At 59.9% G+C, this 22,709-nt stretch carries 22 protein-coding genes; 14 read left to right on the top strand and 8 right to left on the bottom strand.

The features are described 5' to 3' along the window. The first annotated feature begins 53 nt into the window (after positions 1–53). From PH551_RS19470 to PH551_RS19445, 6 genes are all read left to right on the top strand, one after another. Positions 54–986: a glycine betaine ABC transporter substrate-binding protein gene (locus PH551_RS19470; RefSeq protein ID WP_285194471.1), complete on the top strand. Its 933-nt coding sequence runs from the start codon at positions 54–56 to the stop codon at positions 984–986. A gap of 118 nt (positions 987–1,104) precedes the next feature. After that, positions 1,105–2,109: an ornithine cyclodeaminase family protein gene (locus tag PH551_RS19465; RefSeq protein WP_285194470.1), complete on the top strand. Its 1,005-nt coding sequence runs from the start codon at positions 1,105–1,107 to the stop codon at positions 2,107–2,109. Between the two features lie 5 nt (positions 2,110–2,114). Beyond that, complete coding sequence (locus tag PH551_RS19460) at positions 2,115–2,933, top strand: phosphate/phosphite/phosphonate ABC transporter substrate-binding protein (protein ID WP_285194467.1); 819 nt, start codon at positions 2,115–2,117, stop codon at positions 2,931–2,933. A 37-nt stretch (positions 2,934–2,970) separates the two neighbouring features. Next, positions 2,971–3,603, top strand: coding sequence for an ABC transporter permease (locus PH551_RS19455; RefSeq protein WP_285194466.1), 633 nt, complete (start codon positions 2,971–2,973; stop codon positions 3,601–3,603). Continuing rightward, positions 3,600–4,235 carry an ABC transporter permease gene (locus tag PH551_RS19450; RefSeq protein ID WP_285194465.1) on the top strand — a complete coding sequence of 212 codons (636 nt, stop codon included), beginning with the start codon at positions 3,600–3,602 and terminating at the stop codon, positions 4,233–4,235. Before PH551_RS19455 ends, PH551_RS19450 begins: the two co-directional genes overlap by 4 nt. Before the next feature lie 22 nt (positions 4,236–4,257). Next, positions 4,258–5,199, top strand: a complete 942-nt coding sequence (locus PH551_RS19445) for an ABC transporter ATP-binding protein (RefSeq protein WP_285194464.1) — start codon at positions 4,258–4,260, stop codon at positions 5,197–5,199. A gap of 261 nt (positions 5,200–5,460) precedes the next feature. Here the strand turns inward: PH551_RS19445 and PH551_RS19440 are convergent, their stop codons facing one another. From PH551_RS19440 to PH551_RS19410, 7 genes are all read right to left on the bottom strand, one after another. Further along, positions 5,461–6,033: an NADPH-dependent FMN reductase gene (locus PH551_RS19440; protein WP_285194463.1), complete on the bottom strand. Its 573-nt coding sequence runs from the start codon at positions 6,031–6,033 to the stop codon at positions 5,461–5,463. Positions 6,034–6,116: 83 nt separating this feature from the next. Further along, entirely contained in the window at positions 6,117–6,782 is a 666-nt protein-coding gene (locus PH551_RS19435) for a nitroreductase (protein ID WP_085782051.1), read from the bottom strand. A gap of 195 nt (positions 6,783–6,977) precedes the next feature. Further along, positions 6,978–7,331 carry an ArsR/SmtB family transcription factor gene (locus PH551_RS19430; protein ID WP_285194462.1) on the bottom strand — a complete coding sequence of 118 codons (354 nt, stop codon included), beginning with the start codon at positions 7,329–7,331 and terminating at the stop codon, positions 6,978–6,980. A 183-nt stretch (positions 7,332–7,514) separates the two neighbouring features. Next, positions 7,515–8,207 carry a response regulator transcription factor gene (locus tag PH551_RS19425; RefSeq protein ID WP_285194461.1) on the bottom strand — a complete coding sequence of 231 codons (693 nt, stop codon included), beginning with the start codon at positions 8,205–8,207 and terminating at the stop codon, positions 7,515–7,517. 1 nt (position 8,208) lies between these two features. After that, positions 8,209–8,586 carry a response regulator gene (locus PH551_RS19420; RefSeq protein WP_064812570.1) on the bottom strand — a complete coding sequence of 126 codons (378 nt, stop codon included), beginning with the start codon at positions 8,584–8,586 and terminating at the stop codon, positions 8,209–8,211. Between the two features lie 2 nt (positions 8,587–8,588). Next, positions 8,589–9,230 carry a response regulator transcription factor gene (locus PH551_RS19415; RefSeq protein ID WP_285194459.1) on the bottom strand — a complete coding sequence of 214 codons (642 nt, stop codon included), beginning with the start codon at positions 9,228–9,230 and terminating at the stop codon, positions 8,589–8,591. Continuing rightward, positions 9,227–12,865, bottom strand: a complete 3,639-nt coding sequence (locus PH551_RS19410) for a PAS domain-containing protein (RefSeq protein ID WP_285194458.1) — start codon at positions 12,863–12,865, stop codon at positions 9,227–9,229. The genes PH551_RS19415 and PH551_RS19410 overlap by 4 nt, the downstream gene beginning before the upstream one ends. Before the next feature lie 335 nt (positions 12,866–13,200). Here PH551_RS19410 and PH551_RS19405 point away from each other — a divergent pair, with 335 nt between their 5' ends. The 3 genes from PH551_RS19405 (at position 13,201) to PH551_RS19395 (ending at position 14,657) form a co-directional block, all read left to right on the top strand. Then, entirely contained in the window at positions 13,201–13,953 is a 753-nt protein-coding gene (locus PH551_RS19405; protein WP_285194457.1) for an SDR family oxidoreductase, read from the top strand. A 69-nt stretch (positions 13,954–14,022) separates the two neighbouring features. Next, a complete protein-coding gene (locus tag PH551_RS19400) occupies positions 14,023–14,256 on the top strand; it encodes an AbrB/MazE/SpoVT family DNA-binding domain-containing protein (RefSeq protein WP_285194456.1) in 234 nt (77 codons plus the stop codon). Next, positions 14,253–14,657 (top strand): type II toxin-antitoxin system VapC family toxin, encoded by a 405-nt coding sequence (locus tag PH551_RS19395; RefSeq protein ID WP_285194455.1) that lies wholly within the window; start codon positions 14,253–14,255, stop codon positions 14,655–14,657. Before PH551_RS19400 ends, PH551_RS19395 begins: the two co-directional genes overlap by 4 nt. 201 nt (positions 14,658–14,858) lie before the next feature. Here the strand turns inward: PH551_RS19395 and PH551_RS19390 are convergent, their stop codons facing one another. Beyond that, positions 14,859–15,962, bottom strand: a complete 1,104-nt coding sequence (locus tag PH551_RS19390) for a LacI family DNA-binding transcriptional regulator (protein ID WP_285194453.1) — start codon at positions 15,960–15,962, stop codon at positions 14,859–14,861. A gap of 326 nt (positions 15,963–16,288) precedes the next feature. Between PH551_RS19390 and PH551_RS19385 the strand changes: the two genes are divergently transcribed. The 5 genes from PH551_RS19385 (at position 16,289) to repB (ending at position 22,647) form a co-directional block, all read left to right on the top strand. Continuing rightward, on the top strand, positions 16,289–17,251 hold the full coding sequence (locus PH551_RS19385; protein WP_285194452.1) for a sugar-binding protein: 963 nt from the start codon (positions 16,289–16,291) through the stop codon (positions 17,249–17,251). A gap of 75 nt (positions 17,252–17,326) precedes the next feature. Further along, positions 17,327–18,868 carry a sugar ABC transporter ATP-binding protein gene (locus PH551_RS19380; RefSeq protein WP_285194451.1) on the top strand — a complete coding sequence of 514 codons (1,542 nt, stop codon included), beginning with the start codon at positions 17,327–17,329 and terminating at the stop codon, positions 18,866–18,868. A gap of 46 nt (positions 18,869–18,914) precedes the next feature. Beyond that, a complete protein-coding gene (locus tag PH551_RS19375) occupies positions 18,915–19,940 on the top strand; it encodes an ABC transporter permease (protein WP_285194450.1) in 1,026 nt (341 codons plus the stop codon). Positions 19,941–20,450: 510 nt separating this feature from the next. Next, on the top strand, positions 20,451–21,644 hold the full coding sequence (gene repA, locus PH551_RS19370) for a plasmid partitioning protein RepA (RefSeq protein ID WP_097600607.1): 1,194 nt from the start codon (positions 20,451–20,453) through the stop codon (positions 21,642–21,644). 1 nt (position 21,645) lies between these two features. Next, the gene (gene repB, locus PH551_RS19365) at positions 21,646–22,647 is read left to right on the top strand and encodes a plasmid partitioning protein RepB (protein ID WP_285194449.1); all 1,002 of its coding nucleotides are present in this window, start codon (positions 21,646–21,648) and stop codon (positions 22,645–22,647) included. Positions 22,648–22,709 lie beyond the last annotated feature (62 nt).

Raw genomic sequence — 22,709 nt, 5'->3', positions numbered from 1 at the left:
CCCACCAAGAAGGGCAGGGCGCCGACCGGTCATGCCGACGGTTATTCTGGGGAATGCCGCCGGTTCGTTCATTGAAAAGTCAACAAGAGGGAATGATTATGAAAAATTGGACAAAGGGCATATTTGCAGCCGGCATCATGGCAGCCGCCATGTTCCAGTCTGCATCCGCAGAGACCATCAAGGTCGGCAGCAAGAATTTCACCGAGCAGTTCATCCTCGCTGAAATGTATTCAGCCGTTCTGGAAAACGCCGGCTTCACCGTCGAGCGCAAGATCAACCTCGGCGGCACGCTGATTGCGCATCAGGCATTGGTGGCCGGCGAGATCGATCTCTATCCGGAATATACCGGGACGGCGCTCGCGTCCGTCGTCAAGGGCGAGATGTCGACCGATGCCGACAAGGTCTACACCCAGGTCAAGGACTTCTACGCCAAGCAGTTCAACCTCACATGGCTGAAGCCGAGCGGCATCAACAACGGCTACGTCATCGTCGTCCGGCAGGAAACGGCGCAGGCCAACAATCTGAAGAGCCTGTCGGATCTCGCCAAGGTCTCCAAGACACTGGTCTTCGGCGGCGGTGCTGAATTTCCGGATCGCGCCGACGGCCTGCCCGGTCTGAAGCGCGTCTACGACGCCGAGTTCAAGGAGTTCAAGCAGTTCGCCAAGCTTGGTCTTCGTTACGACGCGCTGGAACAAAAGGACATCGACGTTGCCAACGGTGCAGCGACCGACTGGCAGATCGGCTCGAAGAACCTCGTGCCGCTGGCAGACGACAAAGGTCTGTTTCCGCCCTACTACGTGGCGCCCGTTGTCCGCCAGGACGTGCTCAAGGCCAACCCGAAGGTTGCCGAACTGCTGGAAGCGGTTGGCTCCCATCTCGACAATGAGAAAATGCGGGTCCTCAATGCCAAGGTCGAGACCGATCACGAGGAAGCCAAGGACGTGGCGGTCGACTTCTTGAAGGAAAACGGCCTGCTGCCGAAATGATTGTCATGCCCCCGCGGCCGGATATCCATCCGGCCGCGGTCTGGGGCGGCGATCCTTTCAAGGGTTTGTTCGAAAATCCGTCCGGTCGGCAGCGGGTAGGAATGTGGAGAAGCGGGAAATGCAGGAAATCTGGATCGATTATCTCAACGCACTCGATGCCAAGGCGCTGGGGCTGACCAATGACGAGATTCTCGATGCGGTGTCGAAGGCGCTGGATGCGCAGGGCAGGGGTGAAACCGTCATCGAGCCGCGGGTTCATCTTGTGCCGGAGAGCTCCGGCAAAGGCCATTTCAATGTGCTTCGCGGCTATGTGAAAGCGCTGAATTATGCCGGCGTCAAAGTCGTCGGCGACTTCGTCGACAACTACAAGGTGGACCTGCCTTCGGAGCTTGCGGTCCTCAACCTGTTCGACCCGAATACGGGTGTGCCGAAGGCCATCATCGACGCGACTGCCATCACCGACATGCGCACCGGCGCCGTCACCGCTCTTGGCGCGAAATATCTCGCTCGCGAGGACAGCAGGGTGCTCGGTCATATCGGTGCGCGCGGAACCTCTTACTGGAATGTCCGACTTCTCGACCATCTCTTCGACTTCGAGGAAATCCGCGTGCATTCGCGCCGCCCGGAAAGCCGCAATGCCTTCGCCAAGCGTCTTGAGGCCGATCTCGGCAAGAAGATCGTCGTTACCGACAATTGGGAGGATTGCCTCAAGGACGCCGACATCATGGTCGAGGCCAGCCGCCTGCCGGAACCGGCGCCGCTGTTCAAGACCGAATGGGTCAAGAAGGGAGCATTCGTTGTGCCCTATGGCACGATGAGCGCACTCGAATTCGATCTCACGGACATCATGGACAAGGTCGTCGTCGACGATTGGGGACAATGCGGCCCCGGCAAGCCTTTCGGGGCGCTTCGCCGTCACGTCGACGAGGGCAAGGTGACGGCCGAGAACCTGCACGCCGAAATCGGCCAGATCATTTGCGGCAGGAAGCCCGGCCGCGAGAGCGATGAGGAGACTATCCTGTTCTGGCACCGCGGCCTCAGCACCACCGATGTGGCGCTCGGCGCCGCCATGGTCGACAAGGCAAGAGAGATGAACATCGGCCAACGGCTGCGGTTCGCATAATTGCCATGGTGTTGTCCAAGCCGATCGCCTGTTCGAGAATGTATAATCTCAGTCCGCGCATTCGCGGCCTGTGGGATGCGCTGTTTGCGCAGGTCAGTCTGCAGTCCGGCATCGAACTCGAGATCATCGCTCACGCAGCACCGGCACCGTTGTCGGAGCTGTGGGCGAGGCCGGACATGGGAGCGGTCTTCATGTGCGGCTATCCGTTTTCGCACATGCCCGAGGCTGCGCGACCGACGGTGCTTGCCGCACCCGTCTCGAGCGAGGCATGGTCTTTGGACCAGCCGCTCTATGCCAGCCACATTCTCGTCGCCTCCACCGGGCCGGTAAACGCTGTGGAGGATCTCGCAGCGGCACGCTGGGGCTGGACTGTGCGCGATTCCCAATCGGGCTATCACGCAGCGCGTTCTTTCCTTGCCGACCGGTTTGCCGGGAAAATGAAGCAGAGCATGACGGTCGGACCGCTGCTCAACCCGTCGGGCATCGTCGCCGCCCTCAAGGACGGCAGGATCGATGCGGGTGCGATCGACGCTTACGCCTTCCAATTGTTGCGGATGCACGAACCCGATGCGATCGATGGTCTCCGTATTGTGGCGACGACCGATCCGCTTCCGGCGCCGCTGCTGGTTGCCGCGCAGACATTGCCGTCGGACATCGCCGCAGCGTTGCAGCAAAGCCTCGTGACATTGCATAAAACGGCTGAGGGAGCGGCGGTTCTGGTGCAGCACGGCCTCAGGCGGTTCTCAACGGTCGTTCCCTCGACCTACGATATTCTGCCGCAGAGAGCAGACGACGCCGATCGCAGATTGGGGATCTCATGGTAGACAGGCGAAAGAGCGCCCCGATGCGGAGGTCTCGACGATGAAATGGGTCCCTAAACATCTCGACCGGCTATTCGAAGCACTGTTGGAGCACCTCAATCTTGTTTTTTCCTCGGTCGGCATTGCCCTGGTGATCTCGCTGATCGTCGGGATATGGGCTGCAAGGCGGCCGCGGAGCTTTGCCGTGATCGTCATCTTCACTGGTATCCTGTTTGCGGTGCCGAGCCTGGCGCTGTTTGCGCTTCTCATTCCCATCATGGGCATCGGTGCGGCACCCGCCATAACCGGTCTTGCCGCCTATTCGCTGATGATCCTGATCCGCAATATCGGCATGGGATTTCAGGCTATTCCGCGTGACATATTGGAGGCCGCCGATGGCATGGGCTACGGCACGGCGCGGCGGATCTGGGAAGTCGAACTGCCGCTGGCAGTGCCCTATATCGTCGGCGGGCTCCGCATCGCCATGGTGACGGTCATCGGCATTGCGACTGTTGCCGCCTATATCAATGCCGGCGGGCTCGGCGTCATCATTTTCGAAGGCATCGACCAGCGCTTTCCTGAAAAGATCATCGCAGGCGGGCTGCTGACGTCGTTTCTGGCGCTCTTTGCCGACTACTGTTTTGCCTCCCTCGAAAAGCTGCTGCGAAGGCGCAGCGGAGGGAAGGTAGCATGATCGTTATCGATGCATTCAGCTGGATCTTCAACAATTCCGGCACTTTCTTCAATGCGTTCAATCGCCATCTGCTGATGTGCGTCCTATCGCTCGGCATCGCCTTCGTCATTGCGGTGCCGCTCGGATTTGTCGTCGCGCGGGCGCCGCGCGCCGCTTTTGCGGTGGTCAATATTGCCGGCGCCTTGCGCTCCATCCCCAGCCTTGCGATCCTGTCGGCGACGATGCCCTTTCTCGGCATCGGATTGCTGCCGTCGGTGATCGCCCTCATCGTCCTGGCCGTGCCGCCGCTATTGTTGAACACGATCATCGGCATCCGCGAGATCGACGCCTCGGTGATCGATGCGGCGGATGGAATGGGCATGAGCGCAGGGCAGATGCTGTGGGAGATCGAACTTCCCCTGGCCGTTCCCGCGATTCTGTCGGGCGTCAGGACGAGCGCCATCCAGGTCATCGGTGGGGCGGCGCTAGCCTCCTTCATCGGCGGCGGCGGACTTGGCGATTTCATCAATGCCGGCATTGCGATCATGAACATGCCGCGCCTTCTCGTCGGAGCGGTGCCGATAGCCCTGCTCGCAATCTTTGCGGAATTGGCCTTCGGCGCCCTGGAGCGCCTCTTCACTCAACGGCGCTGAGCGGCCGAAAGCGGATATCAGGATGATTCATCTCGATCATGTTACCAAGAAATACGACGGAGGTGGCCCGCATGCGGTCGACAATCTCGATCTGCTGATCGAGACCGGCACGACGGTTGCCCTGATTGGTCCTTCTGGCTGCGGCAAGACCACGACCATGCGGATGATCAATCAGTTGGAGACGCCGACAACGGGACGCGTGCTGGTCGACGGAAGAGATATAGCCCGGGTCGATCAGAAGGAGCTCCGCCGCAGCATCGGCTATGTCATCCAGCAGGTCGGTCTGTTTCCGCATATGTCGATCGCACGCAACGTGGCGACCGTCCCGCGGCTTCTCGGTTGGGAAAAGGCGCGCAGCGATCGCCGCGTCGACGAACTCCTGGATCTCGTCGGTCTTGATCCGGCCGTCATGCGGCAGCGCCTGCCGCACGAATTGTCGGGCGGGCAGCGTCAGCGCGTCGGTTTCGCGCGTGCGCTCGCAGCAGACCCCGCAATCATGCTGATGGACGAACCGTTCGGCGCGATCGACCCGATCACCCGCGTTAGGCTTCAGGACGAATTCCGCGACATTCTGAGGAAGGTGAAGAAGACCGTCGTCATCGTCACGCATGACCTCGACGAGGCCATCAAGATGGGCGATCGCATTGCGATCATGCGGGATGGCCGCCTTCTGCAATATGATAGCCCGCAGGAAATTCTTGCGCATCCCGTCAACGACTTCGTCGAGAACTTCCTTGGCCCTGACCGAGCCATAAAGAGGCTGAGCTTGATTGCCGTATCGACGATCATGACAGCGCCGGAACCGTCCAACGGCGATGCCGAGATCGCCGCTGACGCCACGGTTCACGATGCCTTGGCGCTCATCCTCTCCGGCGAGATGCCGGGTCTCCATGTCAGGTCAGCCGATGGGTCGCTTGCGGGATATCTGTCGCGAGCCACCTTGTTGCGCGCCAATCGGCTGTAGAACAATTCCGGCTAAGTCCGCAGCTGTTTTGCTCGACGTGAACAAGTCCACCTGCCTTGCCGAAGGCTTAATACGCCAATGCTACCCACGCGTGCTGAAAGGATTTGCCGATCGCCCGTTTCGGACTGTCGATGGGTTTAACACAATGGATTGTGTAAGGCCGGCAGGATTGACGCCAATTCCGCTCGTTCATTCTCTGCGTTGTCTGAAGCTTTCCCAGCGCACTGCTGTCACATGAGGGGACCTGCACCATTGTCTTTTCTAGGCATCTTTCGGCAGCACTGAGCGAACCCTTGCGACGAAGGCATGGAAGTCCCCCATGAACGTGCGCAGGAAATCGGCGGTGCTCTCGTTCGTGACCTCGCCGTCATCGGTAATCAGCCCCGGAGTGAATTGAATGTAGGCTTCCGGAGCATTCATCTGCGGAGAGTTGCAAAAACTAAGCACGCTGCGCAGATTCTGCTGGGCGACGGCTGTGCCTATCGCGCCCGGCGAGGTGCCGATCACCGCAGACGGCTTGCGTGTGAACGAGTTGGTGCCGTAGGGGCGGCTCGCCCAGTCGATTGCGTTTTTCAGCCCGCCGGGGATGGATCGATTGTATTCGGGCGTCACGAACAGCACGGCGTCGACGGCCGCGATCGCCGCCTTGAATGCCCTGCCGGCCGGAGGGTAATCGGCGTCGTAATCGTAACTGTAGAGTGGCAGGTCCTTGAAGGATATCTCTGACATTTCAAGTTCCGGCGGGGCGACGCGCACCAACGCCTTGGCGAGCTTGCGGTTGATCGAACCCTTGGCGAGGCTGCCGATAAGATAGCCTACTTTATGCGTGGTCATGGCGTTCTCCAGTATCCCGCATGATAAAGGACATATCATACGCGGAATTCTCGACGGGGTCTCTGTCCTTTGGGTTCAAGCAACTATTCGCCGATAAACGTGACCGTCTCGGCCAGTGGGGCGCGGCCCGTACGGGCGTAACTTACCGCAGGGTCTTCGTAGCCGATCGACATGCCGCAGAAGAGGATCAGCCCATCGGGCGGCGACAGTACCTCGGCGACCGTCTCGCGAACCTGCGACCATGCCATCTGCGGGCAACTGTGCAGTCCTTCGGCGCGAAGCAGCAACATGACGGTCTGCAGATACATGCCGACGTCGGCCCATTGAGGTAGGCCAAGATCGCGGTCGATGTAGCAAAACAGAGCGGCTGGCGCGCCGAAGCAGTTCCAGTTGGCGATTGCTGCCCGCTGGCGTGCCTCCCAGTCCTCGCGCGCAATGCCGAGCGCGCTGTAGCGTTCCTTGCCGAAGGCGGAGCGGCGCTCGCCGTAGGGGGGCTTCAGCACGGAGGGGTACATCTCATACTGCCGCTTGTCCCAGGCGTCGCCATGCGCCACGCGCTCGACGGCTGATGTCTTGAGTTCGGCCAGCGGCGCGCCGGTCATCACGTAGGTATTCCACGGCTGGATGTTCGATCCTGACGGGGACCATGCCGCGGCAGCCAGCACCCGCTCAAGTATTTCCATCGCCACAGGCTGGTCTTTAAATCCGCGCACCGACCGTCGGCTTGTGACTGCCTCATATACGTCCATGATCGCCTCCATGCGCCGGGCCGTTCGTTCCGTTCCCGATGTGGTTCATTATCTCCATTCGCAATGGAGGCGTAATCACACCGTGGTCTAGGAGGCGTATATCAAACGTACATCAGCGATCGATGCGGTCGAAGGGCATGTCAGCAGAATTGGAGACCAATCATGAGCGGCAAGATCAGCGTTCCGCCATTGGCGTCAGGTGCCGACGGCTCGGGCACGTTCTGCCGCCGTACGGCGATGCGATCCGAAGATGTCCGCGAGAGTATCGAGCATTGCCCTGACCCCGTCAGATTGAAGTGAATAGTAGATCGTCTGCGCAGCCCTTCGTGTTTGCACGAGTTCCTGGTCTCGAAGAATTGCCAGATGCTGAGACGTCGAAGATTGGCTCAATCCCACTTCGTCAGCCAGGACGGTTACGGACATTTCTCCTTCGCTCAACAGATGCAGAATGTGAAGCCGTTTGGAATTCCCGATGGCCGACAGGAAGATTGCTTCGGTGTCGAAGGCATTGGTTTTAGGGGAAGGCGCGACTGACGATTGATTGTGCAAGGCGAGATCTCCTTTGGGGAACCAAAGCCGGGTACGGTGTCATATCCCCGAACTTTAATTTAGAGATAACGCAAGCGTGCGGGGCCGAAACCCATTGCCAGCGCCGAATCGTCTTTTTTGGCGTGAATCGGATACGGCGTGCATCAAATGGACAGCCGGCGTTCTTGGCGCCTTGATTAAAAGCTAACGCGCCCCCGCCTGACGCATCTGCACCGGCAATGTTTCCCAGGCCCGGATCAGTTCGCCGATAGAGGCGGCCTCCATCTTGTGCATGACGTTGCTGCGATGCAGCTTGACCGTCACTTCGCTGATGCCAAGGTCGAAGGCGATCTGCTTGTTGAGGCGCCCGCGTGCCACTTCGTGCAGAACCTCCCGCTCGCGCTGCGTCAGCGTCTCCAACCGTTCGATATTGCGATTGGCGATCGCCGCTTCCGCTCGTCGTTCGCTGTCCATTGAAATGGCGGCGGTTACGGCATCAAGCAGCGTCTGATCCCGCGCCGGCTTGGTGAGGAAATCCACGGCGCCGGCTTTCATCGCCTGGACGGTCATCGGGATATCTCCATGGCCGGTCAGGAAGATGATCGGCTTGGCAATGCCGTTCTCGGCCAGATGGCTCTGCAGATGGAGACCGCTTACCCCCGGCATGCGCACATCGAGGATCAGGCAGCCGGGTCTGTTCAATATATCCGCGTCGAGCAGTTCGCGCGTCGAAGCAAAGCTGACCGGCTGAAAACCGGCCGACAGGATCAGCTCCGACAGCGCCTCGCGAATGGATGCGTCGTCGTCCACGATCATGACGAGCGGCTGATCCTCTTCACGTTCACGCTGCGCTGACAAAGGCGCCGATCTACGAACAAACGGCTGGTCAACCCTCATGTCACCCTCCATCTCTCGATTTGTGTAAGGCATTGGCGATCGCCGCGATCAGGGCCTGGGCATCGAATGGCTTGCGGAAGAATCCTCCGGCGCCTTGAGCGCGGCCCTGATCTGCGATCTCGTGGCGGCCCGTAATCAGGAAAACCGGCAGCTCCGGGCGTGACTTCCTGACGAGATCGCGGAGTTCGAAGCCGTCGATGCCGGGCATTCCGATATCGGTGATGAGCAGATCGAGGTCCGACAGCCCGTTGACGAGCAGCGAGCCTGCCGACGAGAAGCCGCGGGCGACATAGCCCGCCGATTCCAGAAGGTCGCTCATCGATTCAAGGAGTCTTGGATCGTCATCGACAATTGCCACGACATGTCTTGTCTTGTTCATGTTCAATTCCCTCCCACCCGGCGCGAGTGGGTTATCGGTATTTCCAGTTTCTCCGCGATGCGCACGAGGTCGGCGAGCGATGCCGCCGCCATCTTCTGCATCACGTTTCTTCTGTGGATCTGCAGCGTGACTTCGCTGATCCCCAGTTCTGCCGCCGCCTGCTTGTTGAGAAGGCCGCTGACGACGAGCGGCAACACCTCGCGTTCACGCGGTGTCAGGTCGAGATAGTGTTGCCTCAGCATGCCGAGTTCGGCGCGCTCGGTCCTCTTTTCCCGATCCTGGGCGAGCGCCGCCTGGATTGCCGTCATCAGGTGCTCGTCGCTGAACGGCTTCGTCAGGAAATCCACTGCGCCGCGCTTGATGGCGCGCACGGAGGAGGGGATATCGCCATGTCCGGTGATGAAAACGATCGGCGGATGATCGCCGTCGGCTATCTGCTTCTGCAGGTCGAGGCCGTTGATATCGGGAAGTTCGATATCGAGGATGAGGCAGGCGGGAACATCCGGCTTGTCCGCTTTCACATAGTTGCAGGCCGACTCGAAGGCGATGGCGCGTATGCCATGCGAGTCCAGCAGCTCGCCGAGCGCCTCGCGAATGCGCTCATCGTCATCGACGATGAAGACAATATGGTCGTCCGCCGTCATGACGCCACCTGTGTTTCAATGGGCAATGTGAAGATCAACGTTGCTCCGCGCGGATTGTTCTGCTCCGCCCACAACCGTCCACCATGCAGTTCGACAATCGAGCGGCAGATCGCCAGGCCCATGCCCATGCCGTCTTCCTTGGTCGTGAAGAACGGCTCGAACATTTTTTCGGGAAACTCAATCCCCTGGCCATGATCGCTGACTTCCGTCTGTACGGCATTGCCGATGTGACGCACGCGCACCTCGATCACCCTGTCGCCGGCAATGGCCTCCATTGCCTCCATGCCATTACGGATGAGATTGATCAGAACCTGTTGGATCTGGGTGCGATCGACGGAGATCGGCGGGAGGTTGCCGTCGATCTGCAAAACCATGCGGGCGTGACGGCGCGCCATCTCGTCAGCCATGAGGTTGCGCCCTTCGTTGACGATGTCTGGCATCGTCGTATGAACCCTCCTGTCTGCGGATTGTTTGAACAGGGCGCGGATGCGGCTGACGACATCCGCGGCCGAGTTGGCGTCCCGGATGATGCGCTCGATTGTCCTTTGGGCACGCTCCATGTTCGGCGGTTCGGCCATGAGCCATCGTTGGCAGGCGTGTGAGTTTGCGACGACGGCAGCGAGCGGCTGGTTCACCTCGTGGGCGATGGAGGCCGAAAGCTCGGCAAGGCTCGCGACCTGGCTCGCTCGCGCGAGACCCTCTCGCGCCTGACGCAGATCTTCCTCCGCCCGAACCTCGCCGTCGATATCAAGGCAGATGACATTCCATTGGACGATGGCGCCTTCGGCATTGCGCATCGGCGCAGCGCGCGTCTCGACCCAGCGATATTCGCCATCGAACCGCCGCAGGCGATGCCTGCGCGCATAGGGCTCACCGGTGCGCAATGAATGGGCGTAGTTCTCCTTGACCCCTGCCACGTCGTCGGGATGAACGCCGGCATCGAGCGTGCCGTCCAGCCGGCTTTTTCCCGTTCCATCAAGCGCTTCGAGCCTGTATCCGAGGAAGTCGCGCAGCTGAGGATTGCGATAGACCGGCTCCCCATCCGGCGCCGCGCAATCGATCATTGCCGGCAGCGTTTCAACGATCTGCCAAAGCGAACGCTCTCTCTCGCGCAACTCTTGCTCGATGCGCAATTGATCGTCGATGTCATGCGTCAGGCCATACCACTGAATGATCTGCCCGCTCTCGTCCCTGAGCGGCTCGGCGCTGCCTCTGACCCAGCGATAGACGCCGTCAGCGCGCCGCAGGCGATATTGCTTCGAGAAACGCTCGCCGGTGGCGAAGGAATGCTTCAGCGCCTCGGAAAGGCTCTCCGCATCGTCGGGATGGATGGCGGCTTCTATTATGGCGGACAGCCGGTTCATGCCGGGCTTTTCTGGGTTTGCAATGTCCGGGCCGAGAAAATTGATCAGCCGCTTATTGAAGAAAGTTGGCTCGCCATCCGCATTCAAGCGCCAGAGAAGGCTCGGGACGATGTCGACGAGCTGCGACAGCTCCCGTTCCCGCTCGCGCAGTGCCTGTTGCGCTCGCACCTCGTCATCGATATCGACCGCAGCGGCATACCATTGCACGATCGTTCCATTTTGATCCCGCAACGGCTCTGCGCGCCCCTCCATCCACCGATACGCACCGTCGGCGTGGCGCCGGCGGTACTTTATCGTATAGGGCTCGCCGGTCGCGAGCGCACGACCGAGCACCTCGCGCATGCGAGGTCCATCGTCGGGATGCACGGTTGCTCCGATGAGCACCGCCAAACGGCTGAGATCGGGTTTGTCCCAGGCTGCGACATCATCCATCCCGATGGATTGCAGGGTGCGCCTGCTGAAGAAGGTTGGCTCGCCATTCGGCGCCATGCGGGCAATGTGAACCGGAACCATATCGACGAGCTGTGACAGTTCGCGCTCGCGGTCACGTAGTGCCTCGAGCGCACGCACTTCTTCGTCGACATCGAGGGAAACGCCGTACCATTGCACGACCTTGCCGTCGTCGTCCCGCCGCGGCTCCACCCTGCATTCCGCCCAGCGATAGACGCCGTCCTTTTCAAGCCAGCGAAACCGCATCGCGGTGCCGCTGCCGCTTTCGAAGCATTTGCGCAGCGTGCGCTGAACGTCGCGCGCCTCATCGGGATGGATCAGTTGCTGCAGCAACTCGTCAATGCGGGGTTCGCCGTCGGCGTCGAAATCGGCGATGACGGCGCGGAAGTGATCCTGATAGCGTTTGTTGAAGTAGATTGATCCGCCCGCCGGCTCCACGCTCCAGATGCGGACAGGAACGGCGTCGAACATCTGCTGCAACTGCTGTTCGCTCCGGCGCAGCGTCTCTTCGGCATGGACTTGATCGTCGATATCGTGACAAAGCCCGTACCACTGAACGATGCTTCCCGCCTGATCGCGCATCGGCTCGGCGCGACTCGACATCCAGCGATAGACGCCGTCGGCGCGGCGCAGCCGATACCGCATGGCGAAATTCTCCCCCGTGACGAGGCAATGGCTGAGCGACTCTCTGAACGCCGCGGTGTCATCGGGATGAATGATGGCTTGAAGGACTGCTTCCAGCCGGCTCATATCCGGCTTGTCGGCATCGGCCACGTCAAGGCCGAGGAAATCAACCATGCGCTTGTTGAAGAAGGTCGGCTCGCCCGCGGGCGTCAGACGCCAGACGTGGCTCGGAACCATGTCCACCAGTTGCGATAGCTCGCGCTCCCGTTCGCGCAATGCGTCAACGCTTTGTCGCAACGAAAGCGACGCCAGTTGATGCTGGCGGGATATGGCCGCGACGATGAGCGCCGAAAGCGCCGAGATGGCCAGAAAAAGCTGCAGCATGATCTGCTTGTGTTTCTGAGACTCCGGATCGCCCGCGAATTGACCGGCGCCGGTTATCGTGAAGACCGCCGTAATCAGTGCCAGCAGCACGAGCGATATTGCCGCGCCCTTGAACTCGAAGCGGACCGCCGCCCACAGAAGAGGCGGCATGATGATATAGGCGAACGGAAGATAGCCGCTCAGGGAAAGCGCGGCGATGGCGAGGAAGATGAGGCCGAGAACGCAAGCCTCCATCCATTGCGTGGTCGACAGCTGCGGTCTGCCCCGCCAGCTGTGGAGCACGACGAGCGCCAGCGGCGCCACGATGAGAACGCCGGTCGCATCGCCGATCCACCAGAGAGGCCATGCCGTCACGAAGGATTGCGAGAGGATGCTAAACCACGCCAGCGTTGCGCTTCCAATGGTGGCGCTGACGATCGGAGCAATCCCGGCGCCGAGCGCGACGAAAGCGAGCACTTCCTGCAGGCTTTCCAGCCGCACCGGCCGCTGCAGTGCGCGGTTCACGAGCCAGGCGCCCGCCACCGCTTCCAGAGCGTTGCCGAGATAGATCAGGAAGGCGGCAAGCGGTGGACTGTGAAACCACAGGCCATTGCTGAACATCTCCGCCAGGCAGCCGCCCAGCACCCACCAGGGCCAGCTGTATCCGGAACTGAGAATAAGCGTCGCGATGAAAAGCCCGCTCGCCGGCCAGATGGAAATGCCGGTTCCAGGCACGATCGCCAGAGATTGGGCGAAGCCGCAGGCGAGCACATAGGCGAGAAAGAAAAGCCCCAGACGCGGGAATGGCGGGCGGTGCAACCAGACCCTCTCCATCAACCGCTCCGGCCGGACAGGTAAAGCCTGGGGATCGTCAGTGTTTCCTACAGCAGGTGTTTTCCATTTCGGGGCCGGCGCGCTCATATTGAAACCGTAATCTTGCCGCACCACAACCGCAACTCATGGAAATCCATGCATTGCGCGGGAATAAAGCCGATTTTTCGGACCCTGGCGTAGTCTTTGGTGTTTCCGATGAGGCATCCTAAACTTTGGGCTGGCTTCACTATGCCTTGCGTCTCGGACGTTCGACCTCAGGCATGATGGAATGCGCTCGGCGGTCAGGTCATTCTCCGTCGGTGCAAGCACGAGGATGACGCAAAGAGGAGGCCGACATGAAGATCGTGGTAGCGGGAGCAAGCGGCCTTATCGGAACGCAACTTGCGGCGGATCTGCGGCGCTCGGGCCACGACGTCACGGCCGCATCTCCGTCGCTCGGCATCGATACAGTGACTGGCAAGGGCCTGGAAGCGGCAATGACATGTGCCGACGTCGTTGTCGATGTGACCAATGCCGCCTCCTTCGGCGACAGTTCGGCGCTGGATTTTTTCAGGTCGTCGACGAAGAACCTGCTCGCGGCAGCGGCGGAAGCCCGCGTCCGGCACTATCTCGCGCTCTCCGTCGTCGGCACGCCGCGCCTCGTCGAAAGCGATTATTTCCGCGCGAAGGCGGTGCAGGAAAATCTCATTCGGGCTTCAACTCGCCCCCACACGATCCTCCGCTCGACCCAGTTCTACGAGTTCATCAACGGCGTGATCGACATCGGCGCCGAGGGCAACGTTGTTCGTTTGCCTCCGGCCTCCGCGAGGCCGGTCGCGGCTCGGGAAGTCGCGGCATTCCTGGCGGAACTGGCAACAGGAGATCCCTTGGGCAACATCATCGAGATCGGCGGCCCCGAACAGTTCGGCATCGATGACATCGCCCGGATCTATCTCGCCGCGAATGAAGACCAGCGACAGGTGATAACCGATCCTTCCACCTCGTATTTCGGGGTCGAACTGACGGGTGACGTGTTGCTGCCTCATGTCGGCGCGCGCGTGGCGACCCAGAAGCTCTCCGAGTGGCTCTACCAGTCGATGGCGGCTTAGCGGCGTTCTTGAATTTTGCTGAATGAAGTAATACCTGCTTCTTGGAGAGTATTACAGAAGGCGTTCGCTATGACCACCACCGTTACTGCGAAAGGGCAGGTGACCATTCCGAAGCCTGTACGGGACATGCTTGGCATCGTTCCTGGCAGCCAGGTCGATTTTCATCGTGCTGCCGACGGCAGTGTGGTCCTGATGCGTGCCGACAAGAAACGGCCGGCGAGCCGCTTCGACATGCTGCGCGGCCATGCCGGCAAGGGCCTCGATACCGACGCTATCATGGCTTTAACGCGCGGCGAAACGTGACCCTTGTTGATACCAATGTGCTCCTGGACCTCGTAACCGACGACCGGGAATGGTCGGACTGGTCTATTGCGCAGCTCGAAGCCGCGAGTATCGAGGGCCCCCTGCTCATTAACGATGTAGTCTATGCCGAACTTGCGGTTCGATACGATAGGATCGAGGCGCTGGAGGCCTTTGTTGAACAGGCCGCCCTCGAGATGACGCCGATGCCGAGATCCGCTTTGTGTCTCGCCGGCAAGGTTTTCACGCAATATCGCAAAGCAGGCGGTACGCGTACCGGCGTGCTTGCCGATTTCTTCATCGGCGCTCATGCCGCCGTGCAGCAGCTGCCGCTCCTGACGCGAGATGGCGGCCGCTATCGCAGCTATTTCCCCTCCTTGAAATTGAAAGCGCCCGGTTCGTGAGGCGAAGACCTGCGTGACGGCAGATTTCAACAAATCTCCTGCAGCGGCGGCTCAAGCTTTTGCGACGGCTCCAACACTGTCGGCCGGTTTGGTCTTCGCACCAAAGGTGAATCCTGTTCTATTGAATAACTAGGGAGTGATGCCGACCGAGACGGGGATCATGCTCCAGCCGTGCAGTGCCCCGCCGGCTCGGACTCAAGTCTATCGCGGCCCATGCGCCCCATCGAAGATATGCCGCGCCTTGGCCCTCGGCGCAGCGACGGAATGACGGTTGACCAGCGAACATTCAAGCTTCGTAATTGGATAGCGCTTGCCGGGCATGGTCTGCAGGTTGAGATGTTCAATCGCCCACTGACCCATGGCGAGGTGCGGAAGGACCGAAGTGGTCAACGCCGGTACCAGATGTCTCGAAATTTCTTCGTCGTCGTACCCGACCACCGACATGTCCTGGGGAATGCGAAGCCCGGCATCTTTGAGCGCTTCATAGCATCCCACTGCAGTGCGGTCGTTCTGGCAGAAAATCGCGGTCGGGGGTTCCTGCAAAGCAAGCAATTGCATCGTAGCGGCGTAGCCGGCACCGGCCGACCAGTCGCCTTCAACGACCAATTCTGGATCGAAGGGTATATCGGCGGTCGCTAGTGCACGGCGGTATCCCGTCAGCCGGTCTTGTGCAGCCTGCATCCAGATTTCACCGGTGATCGTCCCTATGCGATGGTGGCCGTGCGTGATCAGATGCCGGGTGGAGCTCTGGCCTCCGGCGATTTCACTTGGCACTACGGCTGGAAAGGCATGATCCGCCGTGTAGCAGTTCAACAATACCGTCGGGATGTTGAGTTCACAGACATAAGAGGGGAGTTGGATCTCTCTGGTATAGATTGTCATGTATATGAGTGCGGATATGCCCCCGTTCGTCAGGGCCCTGATTGCTTTTGGCTCCATGACGGGATCACCCAGCGTTTGGGTAACCAGCAGCACGTTGCCCGTATTCCACGATGCTTGCCGGGCGCCCTCGATCGCGACGATCGCTTCCGGGCTGGTAGCGAGCTGATCCACGGCGAAACCGATCACGTTGTCCAGGCCCGAATAAGAGGCCTTCATGGTATAGCTTGTCCCCATGTAGCCGAGGGCGCGCGCCGCCTCCAATACGCGGTCGCGAGTCTGCTGTGAGATGCGGGTGCCGGGCGTGTCGTTGAGCACGAAGGAAACAGCAGCCTGTGAGCAGCCGGCCGCCGCGGCAATGTCCATCATGGTCACGCGGGCGGGCTTATCCATTTCAGGATTCTTTTGGGTCTTAGGCTTTCGCATTCGGGGGAACGATCTCCGGATCTTGGAAGAAGTTACGTTTTAGGTAATTAATATTAGCACTTATCCGAAAGTGCTGGCAATCGCGCGAGCACCTGCAACGCTTGGCATTCCTCACTTTGTAATTTCATTCTCGCTATCCCGCGATGAAATGTTTTGATGCGCATTGATAATACTATTTACTAATTAAGATTCTTGTATACCGTCAGAGAGCGATCGGACCATATGCCACTCGTCGCTTTTGCGGCGGCCCTAGGAGGGGGCGCGCATTCGGCCGGCCGCAATTCGCAAACGGGCCGATGCGACTGCGGCCCCTCGGGAGGTATATTATGAAACAGCTGAAACGGAATGCAGCCTTGTTCCTTGCCGGGCTGATGCTGAGCGCGGTGCCGATTGCAGTATCCGATGCCGCCGACAAACCGACTCTTGCTTTCGTCGTCAACGGAGCGTCTGACTTCTGGAAAGCCGCGGAAGCGGGCGTGAAGAAGGCCCAGGCCGAATTGCCAGATTACCAACTGGAGCTGAAGTACCCTGAGCAGGCATCGGTAGCCATCCAGCAGCGCCTGATGGAAGACCTGGTCAGTGCTGGCGTCAAGGGGATCATGGTTTCCGCAGTCGATCCCAAGACTCAGACCGAGGGCTTGAACAAGATCGGCTCACAAACAGCTCTCTTTACGACCGACAGCGACGCGCCGCAGACCAACCGCGTCGCTTATATCGGCTCATCCAATATCGACGCAGGTCTGCAGGCAGCCGAAATCGCGAAGAAGGCGATGCCGGACGGCGGCAAGTGCATCGGATTTGTCGGGCTCCTCGGCGCCGATAACGCCAAGGAACGTATCCAGGGCATGAAGGATGGGCTTAAGGGTACCAAGATCGAGCTGACAGATGTGCGCGGCGACGATATCGACCAGACACGCGCAAAAAAGAATGTCGAAGATGCGCTGGTGGCCAGCCCGGACGTGACCTGCATGGTCGGCTTCTACTCTTATAACACGCCACGCATCTATGAGGCGCTGCGCGACGCCGGAAAGCTTGGTCAGATCACTGTCGTCGGCTTTGACGACGATCCGATCACGCTCGGCGGCGTCAAAGAAGGCACGGTCGCGGCAACCGTCGTGCAGCAGCCATTCGAATGGGCTTATCAGGGGATGAAGCTGATGGCCGCCTACCTCAAGGGCGACAAATCAGGTATTCCTAGCAACGGCTTGATCATCATTCCGACAGTGATCATCGGCAAGGATGACGTCGATAAATATGCCGCTAACCTGAAGGCCATGGCTGGAAAGTAATTCTCTCTCGCGGCGGGAGTACTCCCCGCCGCGAGAGACGTTTCATGCCGCAGCACCCGCAGTCATGGACAGGCAATGAATCATAGCTCAGACATCCCGTCACCGAACGCGTCTGCAACGCCGTTCCTTTCGCTTTCCGGCGTTGGCAAGACTTTTCCAGGTGTCGTAGCGCTTGACGGGTTGTCGCTCGACATCGTGCCGGGAGAGGTCATCGGCTTGGTCGGCGAGAACGGGGCCGGAAAATCGACGCTGATGAATATTCTCGGCGGCGTGATCGCTCCGGATCGGGGCACGATCCTGCTCGATGGCGCAGAGCTTCGCCACCTCACCGTGGAGACGAGCATCGCATCCGGCATCGCTTTTGTGCATCAAGAACTCAACCTTTTTGACAATCTCGACGTCGCCGCCAATATCTTCCTGGGCCGTGAGCCGTTGAAAGCGGGACCTTTCAAGTTTGTCGATCGCGCTCGGCTTCGCGAGATGGTGACCCCGCTCTTGAAGCGTGTAGGGGCACATTTTTCCGCCGATACACCCGTTGCGGCGCTTTCCCTTGCCGAACAGCAGATGGTGGAAATCGCCAAGGCACTGTCGATCAAGGCCAGGCTTGTCATCTTCGACGAACCCACGTCCAGCCTGCCCCTGGCCGAAACCGAGCGGCTCCTGAACATCATCAAATCGCTGAAAGCGGATGGTATCAGTGTGATCTTCATCTCGCACCGTCTCCACGAGGTTGAGCGTGTAGCAGACCGGGTGGTCGTATTGCGCGATGGCACGCTCGTCGGTACGCTCGCCAAGAAGGACATTGGCCATGATCAGATGGTCAAGCTGATGATCGGCCGGTTGCTCGCGGCCCGGACGGCAAAACCGCAGCGTTCGCCAGGCCCGGTCGCATTGAAGGTAAATGGTGTGCGCACCGAGGCCTATCCCAGCCGCCCCGTTGACCTGGAAATCAGGTACGGAGAAATCCTGGGGCTTGCAGGTCTCGTCGGGTCTGGCCGCACCGAGCTTGCAAGGGTCCTCTTCGGCATCGACCGGAGTTACGGCGGAGCCATTCTGCAGGACGGACGCCAAATTGCGATCGGTTCTGCTCGGGACGCTGTCGCCCGCGGCATCTTTCTGGTGCCGGAGGATCGCAAGCGCAACGGCATTCTTCTTGATCTTCCGATCGCCCAGAACATCACTCTTGCCGATCTTCCCAGGATTTCTAGCCGCTTCATGGTCTCCGCTGAACGGGAGATCGAGGCCGCTGAAAAGCAGCGTGTTCGTCTCGGTATCAAAGCGCCCTCCGTTTCGACGCGAACCGGCACTCTGTCCGGCGGCAACCAGCAGAAGGTTGTTCTAGCCAAGTGGTTGTCGATGAGCCCGAGGGTAATGATCTTCGATGAGCCGACACGGGGCATCGATATCGGCGCGAAAAACGAAATCTACGGCCTGATGCGAGCGCTTGCCGATGCCGGTGTCGCGATCCTGATGATCTCCAGCGACATGGAAGAGGTGATTGGCGTTTCTGACCGCATCGCGGTCATGCACGAGGGCCAGATTGCCGGCATTCTCGAAGAGGACGAATTCAGCCAGGAAAGCGTCCTTTTGCTTGCTGTCGGCAAAAGCGTAAAATAGCGGCTGCGGCCATTATGAATGAACGGGTATCGGAGATGGGTCTCGAATGATCAAGAAAGATCTTGGACTTCTGCTTTTGATCGTCGTTGTCGGCGTCGTCGTCGCCATCATCAACCCGCGATTCTTGCTGCCGATCAACCTTGCGAACACCGCCAACCTGATCGGCCTGTTCGGCATCCTGTCGATGGGCCAGGCCTTTGTCATCATTACGGGCGGTATCGAGCTTTCGGTGGGCTCGCTCGTAGCGCTTCTTGGCGTACTGTTCGTCGATTTCATTGCGGTACAAGATATGCCCTGGACTCTGGCACTGCCGCTCATTCTCCTGCTCGGCGCAGTCGTAGGCGCGGTCCACGGTTGGCTCATCACCCGGCTCAACTTGCAGCCCTTCGTCGTCACCCTATGCGGCCTCCTGATCTATCGCGGGGCAGCACGCTTCTATACGGCCGACGGAACGGCGGGATTTGCATTCGGCCAGAATTTCCCGGAGCTTGAGTTTCTGACCGCCGGGCGGCTCTATGGCATTCCGAGCACCTTCATTGCTATGGTCGTCATTGCCGTGGCCATGTGGCTGGTGCTTCATCGCTCTGTCTTCGGACGTTATCTTTACGCGATTGGAAAAAACGAAGAGGCTGCTCGCTATTCAGGTATCCGGACTGACCGTTTGGTTATGACGGCCTATGTCATCTGCGGACTGCTTACGGCGCTTTCGGCAATCTATTTCGCCATGTATACGCGCTCGATCTCGCCGGCGAGCCATGGCCAGTTCTACGAGCTATACGCGATTGCCGCCGCCGTGCTCGGCGGCTTTTCACTCCGCGGCGGTGAGGGATCGATCGTCGGGGTCGTGCTGGGCACAGTCCTACTGCAGGAGTTGCAAAACCTTGTGAACCTGCTCGGCATTCCCTCGTCGCTGAACTTCGCCGTCATGGGTGGCGTGATCCTCATCGGCGTCCTGATCGACCAACAATGGCATTCGATCCGCGCGAAGCGACGCCTCGTCTCCGCCGCACGGCAGACTGAATCCCGTCTTCCAAACGAAGGAACCTTGCCGGTGGTTGCTAACCGGGACTAAGAAGCAGCCAGGCGGCCTGTCGGCTGCCCATCAAGGACATAGTGCCATGACCATCGGCATGTCACCGAAAGGTCGCAATGGCTAACACTATCCGGACGAAACCGATCGCGCATCGCCGCGTGAATTGCAGGTTGCCGTACGACGGCAAGCCGGAAGCCCAAGCATTCTCGAACCGGACAAGGCTTTGACGGGTCGTGGTGATCAACGGCAACAAAACCGGAGGATGATCGGCAACGGTCGCCTTGAGCCTGTCTGTTCCGCCGGCCGTTCCGCGAAAACGCAATGAATTTCACATGCATACCGAGAATGGAGGCCTTGCCCTTCGGCATCGCGGCGGTGCCAATCGCCGCCGTCCAATCCGTCAAACCTCCGGTTTTTGGACACCGTTTTGCTGGCTCTGATGCGTGTTTTGGTTAAGCATTTGTAATTCAGCCACGAATCGCGGCATATAGTAACTGCGCAACTGAGGCGCTTTCGTTCAAAATTGCGCAGTTATTTGGGAAAACCAATATGCAGCCGAGGCTTGCTCTCCAAGACGATCAAGAACATCTCCCGTCACTTCTGGCAACAGATGCGCAGGAGTTGTCCTATCAACTTCAACAGCATCAGGCGAAAATCTTTCCCCCTTTGTCGCAAAAGACGATCAGGACATTTTCTCCGGCGGAGGCTGCGGCCTTCATCGGCATCGGCGAAGGTTATCTCCGGCAGGTGGCCGCTGATGGCCACGGTCCGGATCCGCTGGCAAACGGTCGACGGCTCTATAGCGCAACCGACATGGACCGGATCCGCCGGGTCCTCGACGAGCGAAATGGAACGCCGAAATATGTGCCGGCCCGCAGGCCGGGCGAAAAGCTCCAGATCGTCTCCGTGATGAATTTCAAGGGCGGCTCGGGCAAGACCACGACCGCGGCCCACTTCGCGCAATTCATGGCGCTCCGGGGCTACCGCGTCCTTGCCGTTGACCTCGACCCGCAGGCGTCCCTGTCTGCTTTGTTCGGCCATCAGCCGGAATTCGACGTCGGTGAGGGCGAAACGATCTACGGCGCGATCCGCTATGACGATCCGCGCCCGATCGCCGACATCGTGCGCGCCACCTATACGCCGAACCTGCATCTCATTCCCGGCAATCTCGAATTGATGGAATTCGAGCACGAGACACCGAAGGCCATGACGTCGGGTAGGGCCGAGACGATGTTCTTTGCCCGCATCGGCGAGGTGCTGACCGATATCGAGAGCCTTTACGACATCGTCGTCGTCGACTGCCCGCCGCAGCTCGGTTTCCTGACAATGTCGGCGCTCTGCGCCGCGACCTCGGTGCTGATCACGGTTCATCCGCAAATGCTCGACGTCATGTCGATGTCGCAGTTCCTGACGATGACCAGTGAACTCATGTCTGTCGTCGAGAAGGCGGGCGGGCGCACCAGCTATGACTGGATGCGCTATCTTGTGACGCGGTTTGAACCGAATGACGGGCCGCAAAGCCAGATGACCGGCTTCATGCGGGCGATCTTCGGCAATCGCATGCTCCACAACGCCATGGTGAAATCGACGGCCGTTTCCGATGCCGGCGTCACCAAGCAGACACTCTACGAAGTCGAGCGCTCGCAATTCACACGCGGAACCTATGATCGGGCGCTGGAGTCGCTGAACCTCGTGAATGGTGAGATCGAAGCGCATATTCGCTCCACCTGGGGAAGGAGATAGGATGGCGCGCAAGAACCTGATCGAATTTTCCGCACCGAGCCCGGCAAGGGCGGAAGCGGTCGCGCCGCGCGAAAATCGTCCGATTGCCGGCTTCGTGCCGCAGGAGCGCAGTGGCGGGCCGGTCGGCGGCATTACCAAGACACTCGGCAACATCACCGAGAAGATGGAGCGCGCCAGCGAGCTGGAGCGGCAGCTTGCCGCGGGCCAGATGATCGTCGAGCTAGATCCCGGCCTGATCGACGCGTCTTTCGTCAGCGATCGCCTGGCGATCGATGCTGGCGAACTCGCCGAGCTGGTCGAACAGATCCGCGAGCATGGGCAGCAGGTCCCGATCCTCGTGCGTCCGCATCCGGAAGCCAAAGGCCGCTATCAGGTCGCCTATGGCCATCGCCGCCTGGCAGCCACGAGAGAGATCGGCATCAGAGTCCGCGCGGTCGTCCGTGACCTGACCGACGGCCAGCTGGTCGTCAGCCAAGGCCAGGAAAACAGCGCCCGCACCAATCTCTCCTATATCGAGCGCGCGCTCTTCGCGTCGCGGCTGGAAGAACGCGGCTTTGCCCGCGACGTCATCATGGCGGCGCTGAGCGTCGACAAGGCGGCGCTGTCGAGGATGCTGATCGTAATACGGCAGGTGCCGTTGGCGCTCATCAACGCCATAGGTGCTGCGCCTGATATTGGCCGGCGGCGATGGCTGGAACTCGGCGAGCAGCTCGAAAATGCCGATGTCGAGAAGATCATCGCGGAGTTGTCCGCGGACGACGCGCGGAAGATGACGAGCGACGAGCGGTTTCACCGGGCATTCGTTCTGGCAAATAAAAAGGCCGCGGCACCGAAGCCGGCAGTCGTCAAATCCGAGGTCAGCGGCGTGCCGGTGACCGTTAAAAAAACAGCATCCGGCGCCACCTTTGTCTTCGACGGCAAGACTGCGCCCGGTTTCGACCAATTTGTCCAGGAACGGCTACAGGGCCTGTTCCAGGAGTTTAAAAAGCACAGAGGAGCGTAGCGCGCAAAAGAAAAAGGCCCCCAACGACGCCGTCGTGGAAGCCCTTCTCAGATCTTAAGCAC

It is taken from the genome of Rhizobium atlanticum (assembly GCF_030182485.1).
Lineage (GTDB): Bacteria > Pseudomonadota > Alphaproteobacteria > Rhizobiales > Rhizobiaceae > Rhizobium.
This window is presented reverse-complemented; position numbering and strand designations above follow the sequence as displayed.